The following is a 16,506-nucleotide window of genomic DNA, read 5'->3' as shown; positions in this document are numbered from 1 at the left end:
CCGGGCGGACGCGCGTCCGCCCGGTAGGGTGCGCGCGTGGCACGCAACCGATGGCTGGGACTTCTGACCGACGCGGCGCGCGCCGTCGTCTCCGGGCTCACGCGCTCGCAGGGCGCGGGGCAGGGCGGCGCGCGCCAGGGCACCGCGGCGACGCGGGCCCCGGGGCGCGAGCGGACGCCGTCGGGCCGCGGCCCCGCCGACCGCACGCCGTCGCCGCGGCCCGGCCCGCGTCCCGGTGCTGCACCCGGTCCTCGGCCCCGGCCCGCAGCGGGCGGGCTGCCGGGCCCGGCCGGGACGACGGGCGGTCGGGGCGCCGCCGCCGGGGCGTACCCGGGCGACTTCGAGGGTGCGGTGCGGGCACAGTACGCGCCGCGGCCCGACGGCGACCCGGACCCCGGCGAGATCGTCTGGACGTGGGTCCCGTTCGAGGAGGACCACTCGCAGGGCAAGGACCGGCCCGTGCTGCTCGTCGGGTCGGACGGCGCGTGGCTCCTCGGCGTGATGCTCACGAGCAAGGACCACTCGCGCGACGCCCGGGACGAGGCGCGCTGGGGGCGGTACTGGCTCGACATCGGGTCGGGCCCGTGGGACGCGAAGGGACGCGACAGCGAGGTCCGGCTGGACCGCGTGGTGCGCGTCGACCCGGCCGCGGTGCGCCGCGAGGGTGCCGTCGTCGGGCGCGACGTCTTCGACCGCGTGGTCGAGGGGATCTCGCGGCACCGCTGAGGCGGTGGTCCCGGCTCCTCGCGCCGGCCTCGACGCCTCGGGCGAGGTCGCACTCCGGCCGCGCGCGACGATTAGGGTCACGACCGGACCGCTGGTATTCTTGATGGCTGCGTGTCCGCCCAGGTCGGCGGGCACAGCTCCAGCACCTCTCCACGGGTTCCCCACCCCAGTCCCGGAGCTGGAGTCGCCCTCTACGACCTATCCGCTCGCTCCGGCGAACAGAACCAGAAAGTCCACACGTGGCCAACATCAAGTCCCAGATCAAGCGCATCCGCACGAACGAGAAGGCTCGTCTGCGCAACAAGGCAGTCAAGTCCGAGCTCAAGACGTACGTGCGCCGCGTGCGCGAGGCCGTCGCCGCGGGCGACAAGGAGGCGGCGACCACCGCGCTCCAGGCGGCGTCGCGCAAGCTCGACAAGGCCGTCTCGAAGGGCGTCATCCACGCGAACCAGGCCGCGAACCGCAAGTCGGCCATCGCGAAGTCCGTCAACGCTCTCTGAGCGCACGGTTCGCCCGCGGTGTCGTGACACGCTGATCGTCGCGACGCTCGCACAGGTTTCCCACGAGGGGCGCCGACCCGCACGGGTCGGCGCCCCTCGTGCGTCCGGTGTCGCGCGCCTCGTCCTGGCCGTCGACACCGCGCGGGACCGGGCCCCGGTCGGAGCCCGCGGCCGACGCCACCGTGCGGAGCCGGGGACCCGAGCCCGGAGCCGGGCGGGCTCGCTGCTCGGTCAGCGGCCGTGGGCCCGCGCGATCGTCAGCACGGCCCGCTCGACGGCGAACACCGGGTCACGCCCCGCGCCCTTGACCTCGGCGTCGGCCTGCGCGACGGCGCTGATCGCGGTCGCGAGCCCCTCCGGGGTCCAGCCCGCGAGCTCGCGGCGCGCGCGGTCGACCTGCCAGGGCGCGAGCCCCAGGTCCTTGGCCGCCACCCCGCCACGGCCACGCATCGCGCCGACCTTCGCGAGGGCGCGGAGCTTCATCGCCAGGGCCGCGACGAGCGGCACCGGGTCCGCGCCCGTCGCGAGCGCGTGCCGCAGGAGCGCCACGGCCTCCCCCGCGTTCCCGGCGACCGCGGCGTCCGCGACCCGGAACCCGGTCGCCTCGACCCGGCCGCCGTAGTACCGGTCCACCACGGCCTCGCTCACGGTGCCGTCGGTGTCCGTGACGAGCTGGCTGCAGGCGGCCGCCAGCTCCCGTAGGTCGTTGCCGAGTGCCTCGACGAGAGCCCGCACGCCCGACGCGTCGATGCGTCGACGCGCCCTGCGGAACTCGGCGTTGACGAACGCCACCTTGTCGGAGTCCTTCTTGATCGCCTCGACCGCGACGACCGGGGCGCCGCTGCCCTTGATCACGTCGAGCATGCGCTTGCCGCGCACGCCGCCCCCGTGCACGACGACGACCGTCGTCGCCGGGTCGGCGACCGGCACGTAGTCCACGACGTCGGCGACGAGCGCGTCCGTCGCGGACTCGGCGCCCTCGACGACGACCACCTTCGCCTCGCCGAACAGCGACGGGCTCGCCGCCACCGTGAGCATCCCGGCCTGGTACGTCGCGGCCTCGATCGTCACCTTCTCGACCTCGGGGTCGCGCTCGCGCGCCAGGTCGACGATCGCGTCGACGGCACGCTCCGCGAGGAGCGACTCGGGCCCCTGGACGAGCACCACGGGCGCGAGCCGGACGTCGTCCCACGCGAGGGACGGGCCGGCGGACGGACGGGCGGTGCGGGTCGGCGCGGGCATGGCCCAAGCCTGCCACGAGCCGCCCACCGGCGGTGCCGGCCGACGCGCCCCGAGGCTGCGGTCCGCGACTCTCGCCGGAGTTCCGGCGACGCCGCACCGACGACACCCGGGCGTCAGGGGCGCCCTGCCACTGGGGCACCGGGTGCTCGGCCGCTCGGGTGCCCGGGTGCCCGTGCGGGGGGCACGCTCGGGCGCGGTCACCCGCATCCCGCGGCGGAGAGGACGTCGTCGCGCACGACGAGCGCCACGGTGCCGCACGCGTCGGTCCGGAGCACCGTCGCGCCCACCCCGCGGTAGAGGTCGAGCGCCCGGTCGGTGGGGTGGCCGTAGGTGTTCTCGCCCGAGCTGACGAGCGCCACCGTCGGTGCCAGGACCTGCGCGAGCCGGTCGGACTGGGTGGCCGAGCCGTGGTGCGCGACCTTGACGACGTCGACCGGTCCCGTGCCCCGCTCGCCCAGGGTCCGCGCGAGCGCCGCCTGCCCCGCGTCCTCCAGGTCGCCCAGCGCGACGACGTCCAGTCCCGCCGCCCGGACGAGGAGCGCCACGCTCGCGTCGTTCGCGTCACCCGGTCCGGCCTGCAGCACCTCCCACGAGGCGCCGTCGCCGACACTCTCGCCGGATCCCCCGGCACCCGCAACGCCCGCGGTGCCCCCAGCGCCCGCAGCGCCGACTGAGCCCGCCGCGCCTGTCTCCCCGGGCCGCGCGACCTGTACCGGGACGCCCGCGTCCGCGAGGTCCCCGAGCACGCGCTCGGCCTGCGCCGCGGGCTCCGCCGTCGGGCTCACGAGCGCGCGCTCGACCTCCCGGCCGCGGAGCACCGCCTCCAGGCCGCCGACGTGGTCCGCGTGGAAGTGGCTGAGGACGAGCAGGTCGACCCGCTCGACCCCGAGGTCGTCGAGGCACGACCCCGCCGCGGGGCCCGCGGGGCCGACGTCGACGACCACCGCGGCGCGCGGGCCCGAGCGCACGACGAGCGCGTCGCCCTGCCCGACGTCGCACGCCACGACCGCCCAGTCCGCGGGGACCGGCCCCGCGGTCACACCGAGCGGCCGGAGCACCACGACGAGCAGGACGGGCACCGCCAGGACCACGACGACCACGGCCGCGAGGCGCGCACGGGACCGGGCTCTCGCCCGCGGAGCGGGGGCGGGGTGCGCGCCGTCGGCCCGTCCGAACGGCCCGGCGCCGAGGCGTGACGACCGGGTGGCGCGACGCCACTCCCCGGCGAGGCGCACCCGCAGGGACGGCGACGTCGCGCGACGCAGCGTGCGGCGCTCCCCCGCGTCCTGCAGTGCGCGCGAGCGGAGGACCACGGCGAGCCCGAGGGCAGTCAGCGCGGCGAGCAGCGCGGCTCCTCCGAACCCTCCCGGCCAAGGCACCCGCGCGCCGGGCGCGGCCGCGAAGACCTGGGCGACGCCCGCGATCCAGCCCGTGAAGAGCCCCGCCGTCCAGGCGATCGCGGTCGCGGCACCGGGCCACCACGGCGCGACGAGCGTCGCGAGGACGCCGAGCACCGTCGCCGGACCGAGCGCCGGTGCGGCCAGGAGGTTCGCCGGGACGGACCACGTGCTCACGCTCGGGTCGAGCAGGACGACGATCGGGGCGCACGCCGCCTGCGCTGCCACCGGGGCGGCGAGGACGTGCGCAGCGGTCCGTCCGCACCACGGTGCCAGCCGGCGGGCGATCGGCGCCGTGAGCAGGGCCAGCCCGGCCGTCGCGGCGACGGAGAGGACGAAGCCGTACGACCGCGCCAGCCACGGGTCGACGACCAGGAGCACGACCACCGCGACCCCGAGCGCCGCCACCGCGCGGGACGGTCGCCCGAGCACGATGCCGAGCACGCCGACCACCCCCATCGCCGCCGCCCGCAGCACGCTCGGCTCCGGGTGGACCAGCGCGACGAACCCGACCATCGCCGCGCCCGTGACGACGACGCGGACGGCTCGCGGCGCGCGCAGCACGACGCACAGCGCCGCGACGCACGCGACGACGATGACGAAGTGGCCGCCGGACACGGCCGTGACGTGCGTCAGCGACGTGGTGCGCATCGCCTCGTCGAGCTCGGGGTCCAGCCGCGAGGTGTCTCCCACGGCCACCCCCGGCACGAGCCCGCGAGCCTGCGGGCTGAGCCCGTCCGTCACGTCGAGCAGGCTCTGCCGCATGGCGTGCGCGCCCTGGAGGAACCGCCCTGGGTCGTCGACGACGCGTGGCGCGCCGTCCGTGCGCAGGAAGGTCCGGTCCCCCTGCACGTCGAGCCGGCCGGTGACCACGACGGCCGCCCCGTACGCAAGGTCGGTCCACCCGTCACCGCTTCCCGACACGACGACGGGCCCCGCCGCCGGGACGGTCGCGCCGCGTGCGGTGACCTGGTCGACCGTCACGCGCACCTCGTGCCGGTCGGCCGACCCCGACCACGGGTCGGTCCGCGGCTCGACGGCGGAGCGCACCGTCCCGGCGAGGGTCGCCGTCGCGCGCTCGTGGGCCAGCGAGGCGAGCGGAGCCCGCGCGGCGAGCTGGACCCCGCCCGAGAGGAGGACGGCGGCCACGCACGCGAGGACGAGCGCCACCTGCCCGAGCACGCGCACGCCGACCGACGACCCGGCCCGCGGCCCGACCGGCCGACCGTCCCGTGGCCGGACGGGTGCGCCGAGCCGCGGTCCGCCCGACCGACGTGGGCCCGCACCGGTCGCCGGGCCGGGGGGCACGGTGACGAGACCCGCACCGACGCCTGCGTCGGACATCGCGGGGAAAGTCGCCCCACGACGCAGCGCGACGAGGCCGGCGACGAGCACGCAGCACAGCACGACGGCCGTGGCACGCGCCCCGTGCAGCGTGTCCGTTGCCGACGCACCGACGGCGACGAACGCGGTGCCCCACGCCGCGAGCGCCGCGGGGACGAGCCGGAGGTCGGTCACACGCGGACGAGGCCGCGCACGTCCTCGAGCACCGCGGGGCCGATGCCGCTGACCTCGCCGAGCTCGTCGACGGCCGTGAACGGTCCGTTCTCGTCGCGCCACGCGACGATGCGCTCGGCGAGCACGGGGCCGATGCCGGGCAGCGTGTCGAGGGCGGCGGCGTCGGCGGCGTTGAGGTCGACGACCGCGCCACCCGCGCCCCCGCCACCGGTGGCGGCTGCCCCCGGGGAGGCGGGCGGTGGTGCGGCGACCGCCTCCCCGGGGCGGGGGACGTGGATCTGCTCGCCGTCGGTCACGGTGCGCGCGAGGTTGAGCGCGGCGAGGTCGGCGTCGGGCGTCGCTCCCCCGGCCGCGTCGAGCGCGTCGGCGACGCGGGCGTCCGTCGCGACGGTCACCAGGCCCGGCGCCGCCACCTGCCCGACGACGTGCACGACGACCCCGTCCGGCGTCCCCGCCGCTGCTGCGCCAGGACCGGGAGCGACCTCCGCCTCGCCGTCGGCGGCGGCACCACCCGCCGCGGCGGGCGACGCGTCCGAACCGGCCGGGGCGCCGTCACCGGCCGCCGCCGCGGCGGGGGCGTCCACGCGCGCCACGGGCTCGACGCCCCCGGCCGGCGCCCGCAGCACGGCGACGCCGACCGCGACGAGCAGCACGATGACGAGCGCGGTGACCGCGGTCCGCGGCCGCAGCGCCCACCGCCTGCCGCCCTCCTCGGCGAGGTCGCCGAACCCGGAGTGGGCCGTCGGGTGCCCGTGCGCGGCCGTGTACGCGCTCGCCGCCGTCTGCGCCGCGCGCCGCCGCAGGCCATCCACCTCTCCGTCCGCCTCTCCGTCCACGGTGGCGTCGGGCGCCTCGTCGTCGGACCGCGCCGTCTCCCGGGGGGCGGCGGGACCGACGGCCTCGCCAGCCTCCGGCACCCCGGACGGCGGGGACGGCAGAGACGGAACGGACGGCACGGACGGCACGGACGGCGCACGCTCCTCCGGCTCCGGCCGCGACGGCAGCCAGCCGTCGGCGCCGGACGACCCGGGGTCGCCCGGCGCTCCAGGACGCCGGTGCCAGGACGGGACGACGTCGGCCGCAGGGATGTCCGGCGCAGGGGCGTCCACCGCCTCGCGCGGCTCCCACGACCACCGCTCGCCTCGCGTCGGTGTTGCGCGCGGCGGCTCGACCCGGGGCAGCGCGGCGGTCGCCGGGTGCCAGGCGAGGGAAGGCCGCCCGGAGCCGGCGACCGCCCGCAGGCGTTGCCGGACGACGGCGCCGTCGCTCCCGGGGTCGCGGCCGGGGCGGGCGTGCTGGCGGGGCTCGTGCCGAGGTGTGCTCACGCCGTGGACGCTAGGGCGCGGTCGGCGCGCCCTGCCGACGCCGCTGCCCGGCCTGTGGAGGACACGACGAGGTGCGCGGCTGTGCACGGCCACGCATCGGGGGCCCCGGCGTCGGGACCTCAGATCGTCGCCGAGAGGTCTCCCACCCCGGAGCCGCGGTCGGCGAGGTCCGCGACCACGACGGCGAGCACGCCCGGGCCGACGTGTGCCCCGAGCACCGCGCTCACCGGCGTCACGACGACGTCCAGGCCGGTGCGCTCGGTGAGCGCCACGGCGAGCCGGTCGGCGCCGTCGTCGTCCCCGACGTGGTGGACCGCGAGCGCGGGCCGCGCGCGGCGACCCGCGGACTCCACGGCGACCGTCGTGAGCCGCTCGACGGCGGCGGACCGGGTCCGGACCTTCTGCACGACGTCGATCCTGCCGTCACGCACCGCCAGCAGCGGGCGGACACCGAGCACCGTCCCGAGCGCGGCCGAGGCCGCGCTGAGACGGCCGCCGCGGCGCAGGTGGTCGAGCGAGTCGACGAGGAAGACGGCACGGCTCGCGTCGGCGACCTCGATCGCCCGCCGCGCGACGACGTCCGACCCCGCCCCGGCCGCTGCGGCCGCCGCCGCCTCGCGCGCGGCGAAGCCGAGCCCCATCGCGACGGTCCGCGAGTCCACGACCCGCACGGGGACGGGGGCGTCTGCGGCTGCGAGCGCCGCCGCGTGCACCGTGCCCGACAGCTGCGCCGAGAGGTGGACGGAGACGATCTCGCGTGCGCCGGCCGCGGCCGCCGCGGCATACGCCTCGCCGAACGCGCGCGGCGTCGGCTGCGAGGTGGTCACCCGGTGGCCCGCCTGGAGGTGCGCCGCGACGTCCTCGGCGGTGAGGCCGACGCCCTCCAGGTGCGACTCGTCGTCGACGATCACGTGCAGGGGGACGGTGCGCAGCCGCTCGTCGGGCCCGGGGGGCAGGGAGGCCGTGGAGTCGGTGACGACGTGCACGCGGTGGTCGGTCATGGCCGCGCCACCTTACGGCGTGCTCGCCGCCCTGCGCATCCCGGCCCGGCTGCGCCCCCGCGGGCCCGACCCTACGATCCGAGCATGGCCGACGACGCCCCACCGTCCCCGTCCGAGCTCGCCGCCCTGCGCGCCGCCGCCGCGCAGGCCGCCGCGGAGGCGGCCGAGGCGCGCGCCGCGGCGGCCCGGGCGGCGCTCGAAGCCGCCGAGGCGGCCGCCGGGGCTCCCTCGGGCGAGGCCTCCCCGGCCGGCACGGCGGCGACGGACGCACCGCCCCTGCCGGAGCCGACCGACCCCGCCCCGGACGCGGCGCCCCCCGCGGGCGGGTACGCCGCGCAGGTCGCGGCGGGCTACGCGTACGCCGGCGGCACGCTCCCGCTCGGCGCGCTGCTGGAGGGCGCGGAGGGCGGCGACCCGGCCCCCCGCGCGGACGTCCAGGTGGGGTTCGCGCTCTCGATGCTCAACCGGCACGGGCTCGTCGCGGGCGCGACGGGCACCGGCAAGACGAAGACGCTCCAGGGCATGGCGGAGGGCCTGTCGGCGGCGGGCGTCCCCGTGTTCCTCGCCGACGTCAAGGGCGACCTGTCGGGGCTCGCCGTGCCGGGCACGTCGTCCGCGAAGATCGTGGAGCGCGCGGCGTCGATCGGCCAGGAGTGGAGCCCGACGGCGTACCCCGTCGAGGTGTACTCGCTCGGCGGCCTCGGCACCGGGGTGCCGATCCGGACGACGGTCGCGGACTTCGGCCCGCTCCTGCTCGCCAAGGTGCTCGGCCTCAACGAGACGCAGGAGTCGAGCCTCGGGCTCATCTTCCACTGGGCCGACGCGCAGGGCCTCGCGCTGCTGGACCTCAAGGACCTCCGGGCCACCATCGCGTACCTGACGTCCGACGAGGGCAAGGCCGAGCTCCGGGGCATCGGCGGCGTGTCGGGCGCGACGGCCGGCGTGATCCTGCGCGAGATCGTCGCGCTCCAGGCGCAGGGCGCGGACGTGTTCTTCGGCGAGCCGGCGTTCGCGACGTCGGAGCTGCTGCGCACGACGCCCGACGGGCGGGGCGTCGTCTCGGCGCTCGAGCTCCCCGCGGTGCAGGACCGTCCGGCGCTGTTCTCGACCTTCCTCATGTGGCTGCTCGCCGACCTCTTCCAGGAGCTGCCCGAGGTGGGCGACGTCGAGAAGCCGCGGCTCGTGTTCTTCTTCGACGAGGCGCACCTGCTGTTCACCGGCGCGTCGAAGGAGTTCCTCCAGCAGGTCGTGCAGACGGTGCGCCTCGTGCGGTCCAAGGGCGTCGGCGTGTTCTTCGTGACGCAGAGCCCGAAGGACGTCCCCGCCGACGTGCTCGCGCAGCTCGGGAACCGCGTCCAGCACGCGTTGCGCGCTTTCACGCCGGACGACGCCGCGGCCCTGCGAGCGGCGGTGCGCACCTACCCCACGTCGCCGTACGACCTCGAACGGCTGCTGCAGTCGCTCGGGACGGGCGAGGCCGTCGTCACGGTGCTCACCGAGAAGGGCGCGCCCGCCCCGGTGGCGTGGACACGGGTCCGTGCGCCGCAGTCGTCGATGGACCCCGCCCCGGCGTCCGTGCTCGACGGCATCGTGGCGGCCTCGCCCGCGACGGCCCGGTACGGCACCGCCGTCGACGCCGAGTCCGCGTTCGAGCTCCTCCAGGTGCGCGTCCAGGAGCAGGCGGCGGCACGCGCCGCCGCCGACGCGGCCGAGGCCGAGGCCGCCGCGCAGGAGAAGGCGGCGAAGCAGGCCGCCCAGGAGGCCGAGCGTGCGGCGAAGAAGGAGCAGGCCGAGCTGGAGAAGATGCGGGCGAAGCTCGAGCGCGAGGCCGCGACGGGGCCCTCGCGCTCGTCCGGGTCCTCCCGGTCGCGGTCGTCGAGCCCGCTCGACTCGTTCCTCCGCTCGGCGGGCACCCAGCTCGGGCGCGAGCTCACCCGCACCATCTTCGGCACCCGCCGCCGCTGACCCCCCACCCCTCCCGCTGAGTGCATGAAACAGTCGCGCCGCAACCGGTTCAGCGCGACTGTTTCATGCACTCACGGCGGGGCTGTCCACAGCTTCGCGCGCGCCGGTTTCCTCTCCGCGGCGGCGCGGGCACGCTCGGTGCGCATGGTGACCGTCTCCAGCCCGTCCGGCCCCTTCCGCACGCGCACGGCGCAGACGTTCGGCATGACACCGGCGTCGCTGCGCAGCCCTTCGTTCGAGGCTCCGTTCGCCGGGGTGCGCGTCCCGCGCGGAAGCCTCAGGTCCGTCGTCGACCTCTGCACCGCCGCGGCCCGCGTCCTCCCGGCAGGCACCGCGTTCAGCCACGTCACCGCGCTGCGTCTGCTCGGTGTCGAGGTTCCCTGGCGCCTGACCGACGACGACCGCGTCCACGTCGTCGCGCCGCAGCGACGGCAGCGCCCCCAGCGGTCGAACGTCGTCGCGCACTACTGCGGTCAGTCCGCCCTGACCCTGACCACCGCCCACGGGCTCCTCGTCACGTCCGCGGCCCAGACCTGGCTCCACCTCGCGCACACCCTGCCGCCGGACGACGTCGTCGTGCTCGCGGACGCGATGACGCGGCGGGACGCCCCGGCGACGACCGTCCGAGAGCTCCGGAGACTGACGGACGCGACGTTCAAGATGCGCGGCATCGCGCGGTGCCGTGAGGCGATCGACCTCGTCCGGCCGGGGACGGACTCCAGCATGGAGACGCGCACCCGGCTCCTCCTGGTCCAGGCCGGTCTGCCGTGCCCGCACGTGAACGTCCCGGCACGCGACGACGCCGGCCGCTTCCTCGCTCTCCCCGACCTCTCCTACCCGCGGCTGCGCATCGCGATCGAGTACGACGGCGACGTGCACCGGACCGACCCCGCGACGTGGCGACGGGACGTCGAGCGGCGCCAGCGGCTCGAGGACGCCGGCTGGATCATCGTCACGGCGACGGCCGACGACGTGCTCCGCTTCCCCGAGCGCCTGGTGCGCCGGGTCCGCGAGGCGCGACGACGCCGTCTGGCACCGGGCTACCCGTGAGTGCATGAAATCGTCGCGTCCGAGCGCCCGGCACGCGACGATTTCATGCACTCAGCGAGTCGGGTCGTCAGACGACGATGTTGACCAGCTTCGGGGCGCGGACGATCACCTTGCGGACCTCGGCGCCGTCGATCGCGCGCACGACGTTCGGCTCGGCGAGCGCGGCGGCCGTGAGGTCCTCCTCCGAGATCGACGGCGGCACCTCGAGCCGGCCGCGGACCTTGCCCTTGACCTGCACGATGCACGTCACGGTGTCCTCGACGAGGTAGCGCTCGTCCGCCGTCGGGAAGGGCTCGTGCGCGAGCGAGCGCTCGTGGCCCAGGCGCTCCCACAGCTCCTCCGCGATGTGCGGCGCGACGGGCGCGGTCATGAGCACGAGCGGCTCGACGGCCTCGCGCGGCACGCGGTCGAGCGACGTGAGGTGGTTGTTCAGCGTGATGAGCTTCGCGATGGCCGTGTTGGGGCGCATGTGCTCCATCTCGACGCGGACGTCGGCGATCGCCCGGTGCACGGCGCGCAGCGTCTCGGGCGACGCCGGCTCGTCGACGACCGTCACCTCGCCCGTCTCCTCGGAGACGACGTTGCGCCACAGGCGCTGCAGGAACCGCTGCGACCCGACGACGGCGCGCGTCTCCCACGGGCGCGACAGGTCGAGCGGGCCCATCGACATCTCGTACACGCGGAACGTGTCGGCGCCGTACTCGGCGTACATCTCGTCGGGCGTGACGACGTTCTTGAGCGACTTGCCCATCTTCCCGTACTCGCGCTGCACGACCTCGCCGTTCCAGCGGTACACGACCTCGCCCGAGCCGTCGGGCGCGGGCTCCTCCGTGACCTCGGTGGCGGGCACGTACTGGCCGCGCGCGTCGGTGAAGGCGTACGCCTGGACGTAGCCCTGGTTGAACAGCTTGTGGAACGGCTCGACGCTCGACACGTGGCCCAGGTCGTAGAGGACCTTGTGCCAGAACCGCGCGTAGAGCAGGTGCAGCACGGCGTGCTCGACACCGCCGACGTACAGGTCCACGCCCCCGGCGCGGCCCGCGCTCGGGTTGTGCTCCGGGCCCATCCAGTAGCGCTCGAGCTCGGGGTCGACGACCGTGTCCTGGTCGCCGCCGTCCCACTGCGGGTCGAGGTAGCGCAGGTAGTACCAGCACGACCCGGCCCAGTTGGGCATCGTGTTCGTGTCGCGGCGGTACTGCTTCGGCCCGTCGCCAAGGTCGAGCGTGACGTTGACCCACTCGTCGTTGCGGCCCAGCGGCGCCTCGGGCGACGAGTCGGCGTCGTCCGCGTCGAACGTGCGGGGCGCGTAGTCGGGGACGTCCGGCAGGTCGACGGGCAGCAGAGCGTCGGGGATCGCGACGGGCTGGTCGTTCTCGTCCCAGACGATGGGGAACGGCTCGCCCCAGTAGCGCTGGCGGCTGAACAGCCAGTCGCGCAGGCGGTACGTCGTCGTGCCCTCGCCGATGCCCTTGCCCACGAGCCACTCGGTGATGCGGCGCTTCGCCTCGGGCACGTCGAGCCCATCGAGCGAGATCTCGTCGTTCGCCGAGCCGACGACCACGCCGTCGCCCGTGTACGGGCCCGTGAAGTCCTCCGGCAGCCCGTCCGCTGGCTCGACCGTGCGCACGACCGGCAGCCCGAACGCCTCGGCGAACGCGAAGTCACGCTCGTCGCCACCGGGGACGGCCATGATCGCGCCCGTGCCGTAGCCCATGAGCACGTAGTCGGCGGTGAAGACCGGGATCGCCTGGCCGTTCACGGGGTTCACCGCGAGGTGCCCCGTGAACACGCCCGTCTTCTTGCCGGCGTCGGCCTGGCGCTCGACAGCGGTCTTCGCGGCGGCCTCGCGGCGGTACGCCGCGACGGCCTCGACCGGCGAGCGGTGCCCGCCCGTCCACGCGCTCGACGTGCCGTCCGGCCAGTGCGCCGGGACCTCGTCGAGCAGCGGGTGCTCGGGCGAGACGACCATGAACGTCGCGCCGAACAGCGTGTCCGGGCGCGTCGTGAAGACCTCGACCTCCGCGCCGGACTCCGCCGCAGCGTCGTTCGCCCCGTCGGGCGTGCCGAGCACGGCGAACCGCACGAGCGCGCCCTCGCTGCGACCGATCCAGTTGCGCTGCATCGCCGTGACCTTCTCGGGCCAGTCGATGAGGTCCAGGTCGTCCGCGAGGCGGTCGGCGTACGCGGTGATGCGCATCTTCCACTGGCGCAGGCTGCGCTGGAACACGGGGAAGTTCCCGCGCTCCGAGCGGCCGTCGGCGGTGACCTCCTCGTTCGCGAGGACCGTGCCCAGGCCGGGGGCCCAGTTCACGGGCGACTCGTCCACGTACGCGAGGCGCTGCGCGTCGACGACGGCGCGGCGCTGCTGGGGCGTGAGGGTCGCCCAGTCGGCCCCCTCCTCGACGCCCTCGACGCCGCCCGGCACCGGCCGGGCACCGGACGCGAGCTCGGCCTCGAGCTCGGCGATGCGGCGCGCGCGGCCACGACCACCGTCGGGGCGCAGGGCCTCGGGGTCGTACCAGGAGTCGAAGATCTGCAGGAAGATCCACTGCGTCCAGCGCACGTACTCGGGGTCGATCGTCGCGAACGTGCGGCGCGAGTCGTGCGCGAGCCCGAGGCGTCGCAGCTGCCGACGCATGTTGGCGATGTTCGCCTCGGTGGTCACGCGCGGGTGCTGCCCCGTCTGCACCGCGTACTGCTCGGCGGGCAGGCCGAACGCGTCGTAGCCGAGGGCGTGCAGCACGTTCTCGCCGCGCATGCGCCGGAACCGGCCCACGACGTCCGTCGCGATGTACCCGAGGGGGTGCCCCACGTGCAGGCCCGCGCCCGACGGGTACGGGAACATGTCCATGATGAAGTACGGGCTCGCGCCCTCGGGGCCGTCGCCCTCGCCGTCCGTCAGGTCGCCCGTGGGGTTCGCGGCCCAGAACGTGCCGCGCTGCTCCCAGAGCTCCTGCCACTTGAGCTCGATCTGCTCCGCGAGCGCCGGCGTGTAGCGGTGGGCGGGGCCGCCCGCGGCGGGGGCGTCCGGGGCGTGCGGGATCGAGGTCGTGTCAGGCGTGGTCACCCGGCCGAGTTTACCGGCCGTCGCACGGCCCGACGGCGGCCGTCCGCCCCGTGCGAGGATGTGCGGCGTGATCATCGTGACGACCAACGACGTGCCCGGCTACCGCATCGACGCGGTGCTCGGCGAGGTCATGGGCATGACCGTGCGCAGCGCCAACCTCGGGGCGAACTTCGTCGCGTCCTTCCGCTCGATCGGGGGCGGGGAGGTCAAGGAGTACACGCAGCTCGTCTACGAGTCGCGCCAGGAGGTCATGCACCGCATGGTGCAGGAGGCGCAGCGCCGCGGGGCCAACGCCGTCGTCGGGATGCGCTTCGACACCGGCGAGATCGCGGCGTCGTTCTCGGAGGTGTGCGCGTACGGCACGGCCGTCGTCGTCAGCCCGCTCGCCGCGGGCCAGCCCGGCGCGACGGCGCAGTCCGCCCACCAGGCCCAGGGTGGGCCGTCCGCTCCCCCGCAGCCGGGCGGCCACGGCTACCCGCAGGACGCCGCGCCGGACCAGCCGGCCTGGCGCTGACGCGACACGGCACCACCGGCGCGGCGGCGCCGGTCAGAACAGCGAGACGATGATCGGGCCCTTGACCAGCACGATCCACGCGACGAGCGCGACGTAGGCGATCGCCAGGAACAGGTTCCGGTTGCGGACGAGGGTGCGGCGCACGCCCTCGCCCGCGGGCAGGTAGCCCTCCTGCACGGCGTGGACCACCTGGTACCAGAACAGCGGGATCATGGCGAACCACACGACCATGCAGTAGGGGCACATCGCGGAGATCGCGTACATCGTCGTCCACATGAGGAAGACGATCAGGCCCATGCCGAGCGTCGTCCCGCCGAGGAGCGCGAGCCAGTACCAGCGCGGCAGGCGGGCGCCCGCCAGCAGGACCACGCCCGTGGTGATCACCACGGGGAACGCCGCGATCCCGAGCAATGGGTTGGGGAAGCCCAGGAGCGCGCCCTGCCACGAGTCCATCGCGTCGCCGCAGTCGAGCAGGGCGTTGACGCTGCACGAGGCGACGTGACCCGGGTCGGCGAGCTTGAGGTACTTCTCGATCGCGAGCGCCGCCGAGCCGGCGAGGCCGATCGCGCCCAGCACGACGAGCAGCCAGCCCATCGTGCGCGGCCTGATCGGGCGGGGGCCGGACGCGGGCAGCAGCTCGTCGTCGGGCCCGGCGGACACGTTCGCACCGGCGGTGGCGCTCTTGCTCACGGGGACGCTCCTCGTGGGTCACCGGCTCCCGCCGGACGTGACGGCGCGCACGGCGGTGCGCGCACGGCACAACCTACCGCGCCCCGCTGGGACCTGGCTGGGAGACACCGGACCACCGCACGGGCGCCACCTCGGTCGGTCGGCGGGCTACCGCGGCGGCGCGACGGCCGCCGACGGCGCGTGCGCGTCGTCGGGCAGCGTGGCGACCACGACGCCCGCGGGGCGGCGACCGGCGACGAGGATGATGGTGAGGCCGGCCACGGTGAGCACGACGCCCGTCCAGGCGGGCGCGAGGTAGCCCCAGCCGGCGGCGATGACGAGCCCGCCGAGGAACGCCCCGTTGGCGTTGCCGACGTTGAGCGCGGAGTGGCACAGCGCCGCACCGAGCGACGGCGCCGACGGCGACAGGTCCATGAGCCGCGTCTGGAGCGACAGGCCGAGGATCTGCGACGTGACGCCGAGGAGGAACAGCGACAGCACGGCCGGGACGGGGTGCTGCCCGGTGAGCGCGAAGAGGGCGAGCATCGCCCCGGTCGACACGAACCCGAGGTACACGGTGCGCATCACCGAGCGGTCGGCGAGCCGGCCGCCGAGCACCGTCCCGACCGTCATGCCGACGCCGAAGATCGCGAGCACGAGCGGCACCGCGCCGGACGCGAGCCCGGTGACGCGCGTGACGGTCGGCTCGACGTAGGAGTACACGGCGAACATGCCGCCGAACCCGATCGCGGCGCCGACGAACCCCGTCCACAGCGGGCCGTTGCGCAGGGCGCCGAGCTCGCGCCGCACGCTCGTGTCCTCGTTGCCCGCCCCGGCGGGGATCAGCCGCCACAGCGCCAGGAGCGTCACGAGCCCGAGCGCCCCGACCACGACGAACGCGGCCCGCCAGCCGAGCTGCTGCCCGGCGAACGTGGAGAGAGGGACACCGACGACGTTCGCGATCGTCAGGCCCGCCATCATCGTCGCGACGGCGCGGCCCCGGCGGCCAGGACCCGCGACGGCCGCGCCCACCGCCGCCCCGACGCCGAAGAACGCGCCGTGCGGCAGCCCGGCGAGGAAGCGCCCGGCGACGAGGGTCTCGATGCTCCCCGCCGTGGCGGAGAAGAGGTTCCCGAGCGTGTAGAACGCCATGAGCGCGAGGAGGAGCGTCTTGCGCGGCACGCGTGCCGCGGCGACGGTGAGCAGCGGCGCACCGACGACGACCCCGACGGCGTAGGCCGTGATCGCGTGGCCGGCGGTCGGGATGGACGTGCCGAGGTCGGTCGCGATGTCGGACAGGAGCCCCATGGTCGCGAACTCGGTCGTCCCGATGGTGAAGCCGCCCATCGCGAGCGCGAGCAGCGCGGGCCCGGCGCCGCGCAGGCGGCCGGCGTCGCGCAAGCGGCCGGCGTCGCGCGGCTCAGGGGCGTCCGACGGCGGTGCGGACGGGGTGGCGTCGGTCATGGGTGTCCTCGTGCGTCGGTCGGGATGGTCGGGCGAGCGGCTCGGAGCGGAGTTGTCGAATCGATTCG

At 75.9% G+C, this 16,506-nt stretch carries 12 protein-coding genes; 5 read left to right on the top strand and 7 right to left on the bottom strand.

Annotation, left to right across the window (positions count from 1 at the left end; translation table 11 throughout):
* Positions 1-36 precede the first annotated feature (36 nt).
* Positions 37-726, top strand: a complete 690-nt coding sequence (locus RDI86_RS07105) for a type II toxin-antitoxin system PemK/MazF family toxin (RefSeq protein WP_308821031.1) — start codon at positions 37-39, stop codon at positions 724-726.
* A 239-nt stretch (positions 727-965) separates the two neighbouring features.
* Positions 966-1,226: a 30S ribosomal protein S20 gene (rpsT, locus tag RDI86_RS07100; protein WP_021482133.1), complete on the top strand. Its 261-nt coding sequence runs from the start codon at positions 966-968 to the stop codon at positions 1,224-1,226.
* 231 nt (positions 1,227-1,457) lie between these two features.
* Here the strand turns inward: rpsT and holA are convergent, their stop codons facing one another.
* From holA to RDI86_RS07080, 4 genes are all read right to left on the bottom strand, one after another.
* Entirely contained in the window at positions 1,458-2,468 is a 1,011-nt protein-coding gene (gene holA / locus RDI86_RS07095) for a DNA polymerase III subunit delta (protein WP_308821030.1), read from the bottom strand.
* Positions 2,469-2,665: 197 nt separating this feature from the next.
* Entirely contained in the window at positions 2,666-5,383 is a 2,718-nt protein-coding gene (locus RDI86_RS07090) for a ComEC/Rec2 family competence protein (protein WP_308821029.1), read from the bottom strand.
* Positions 5,380-6,195 carry a helix-hairpin-helix domain-containing protein gene (locus RDI86_RS07085; protein ID WP_308821028.1) on the bottom strand — a complete coding sequence of 272 codons (816 nt, stop codon included), beginning with the start codon at positions 6,193-6,195 and terminating at the stop codon, positions 5,380-5,382. The genes RDI86_RS07090 and RDI86_RS07085 overlap by 4 nt, the downstream gene beginning before the upstream one ends.
* Before the next feature lie 632 nt (positions 6,196-6,827).
* Positions 6,828-7,709, bottom strand: coding sequence for a DegV family protein (locus RDI86_RS07080; protein WP_308821027.1), 882 nt, complete (start codon positions 7,707-7,709; stop codon positions 6,828-6,830).
* A gap of 84 nt (positions 7,710-7,793) precedes the next feature.
* On the opposite strand from RDI86_RS07080, the gene RDI86_RS07075 reads away from it, so the two are divergent.
* On the top strand, positions 7,794-9,674 hold the full coding sequence (locus RDI86_RS07075) for a helicase HerA-like domain-containing protein (RefSeq protein WP_308821026.1): 1,881 nt from the start codon (positions 7,794-7,796) through the stop codon (positions 9,672-9,674).
* Positions 9,675-9,818: 144 nt separating this feature from the next.
* Entirely contained in the window at positions 9,819-10,724 is a 906-nt protein-coding gene (locus RDI86_RS07070) for a hypothetical protein (protein ID WP_076405577.1), read from the top strand.
* Positions 10,725-10,791: 67 nt separating this feature from the next.
* Here RDI86_RS07070 and leuS read toward each other — a convergent pair whose 3' ends face one another.
* Positions 10,792-13,791 (bottom strand): leucine--tRNA ligase, encoded by a 3,000-nt coding sequence (gene leuS / locus RDI86_RS07065; RefSeq protein WP_374990522.1) that lies wholly within the window; start codon positions 13,789-13,791, stop codon positions 10,792-10,794.
* A 67-nt stretch (positions 13,792-13,858) separates the two neighbouring features.
* Here leuS and RDI86_RS07060 point away from each other — a divergent pair, with 67 nt between their 5' ends.
* Positions 13,859-14,305 (top strand): YbjQ family protein, encoded by a 447-nt coding sequence (locus RDI86_RS07060; RefSeq protein WP_051876945.1) that lies wholly within the window; start codon positions 13,859-13,861, stop codon positions 14,303-14,305.
* Positions 14,306-14,338: 33 nt separating this feature from the next.
* Here RDI86_RS07060 and RDI86_RS07055 read toward each other — a convergent pair whose 3' ends face one another.
* Together RDI86_RS07055 and RDI86_RS07050 are read right to left on the bottom strand one after the other, a co-directional pair.
* Positions 14,339-14,995 (bottom strand): vitamin K epoxide reductase family protein, encoded by a 657-nt coding sequence (locus tag RDI86_RS07055; protein WP_240696681.1) that lies wholly within the window; start codon positions 14,993-14,995, stop codon positions 14,339-14,341.
* A 147-nt stretch (positions 14,996-15,142) separates the two neighbouring features.
* Positions 15,143-16,438 carry an MFS transporter gene (locus RDI86_RS07050; protein ID WP_137281064.1) on the bottom strand — a complete coding sequence of 432 codons (1,296 nt, stop codon included), beginning with the start codon at positions 16,436-16,438 and terminating at the stop codon, positions 15,143-15,145.
* Between the last annotated feature and the right edge of the window lie 68 nt (positions 16,439-16,506).

It is taken from the genome of Cellulosimicrobium sp. XJ-DQ-B-000 (assembly GCF_031119065.1).
Lineage (GTDB): Bacteria > Actinomycetota > Actinomycetes > Actinomycetales > Cellulomonadaceae > Cellulosimicrobium > Cellulosimicrobium funkei.
The sequence above is the reverse complement of the archived record's forward strand: the minus strand, read 5'-3'. Positions and strand labels throughout refer to the sequence as shown.

Coding starts and splice junctions, on each gene's coding strand:
- holA (WP_308821030.1), bottom strand. CDS start 2,468: ATGCCCGCGCCGACCCGCACCGCCCGTCCGTCCGCCGGCCCGTCCCTC.
- RDI86_RS07080 (WP_308821027.1), bottom strand. CDS start 7,709: ATGACCGACCACCGCGTGCACGTCGTCACCGACTCCACGGCCTCCCTG.
- RDI86_RS07075 (WP_308821026.1), top strand. CDS start 7,794: ATGGCCGACGACGCCCCACCGTCCCCGTCCGAGCTCGCCGCCCTGCGC.
- RDI86_RS07070 (WP_076405577.1), top strand. CDS start 9,819: ATGGTGACCGTCTCCAGCCCGTCCGGCCCCTTCCGCACGCGCACGGCG.
- RDI86_RS07050 (WP_137281064.1), bottom strand. CDS start 16,438: ATGACCGACGCCACCCCGTCCGCACCGCCGTCGGACGCCCCTGAGCCG.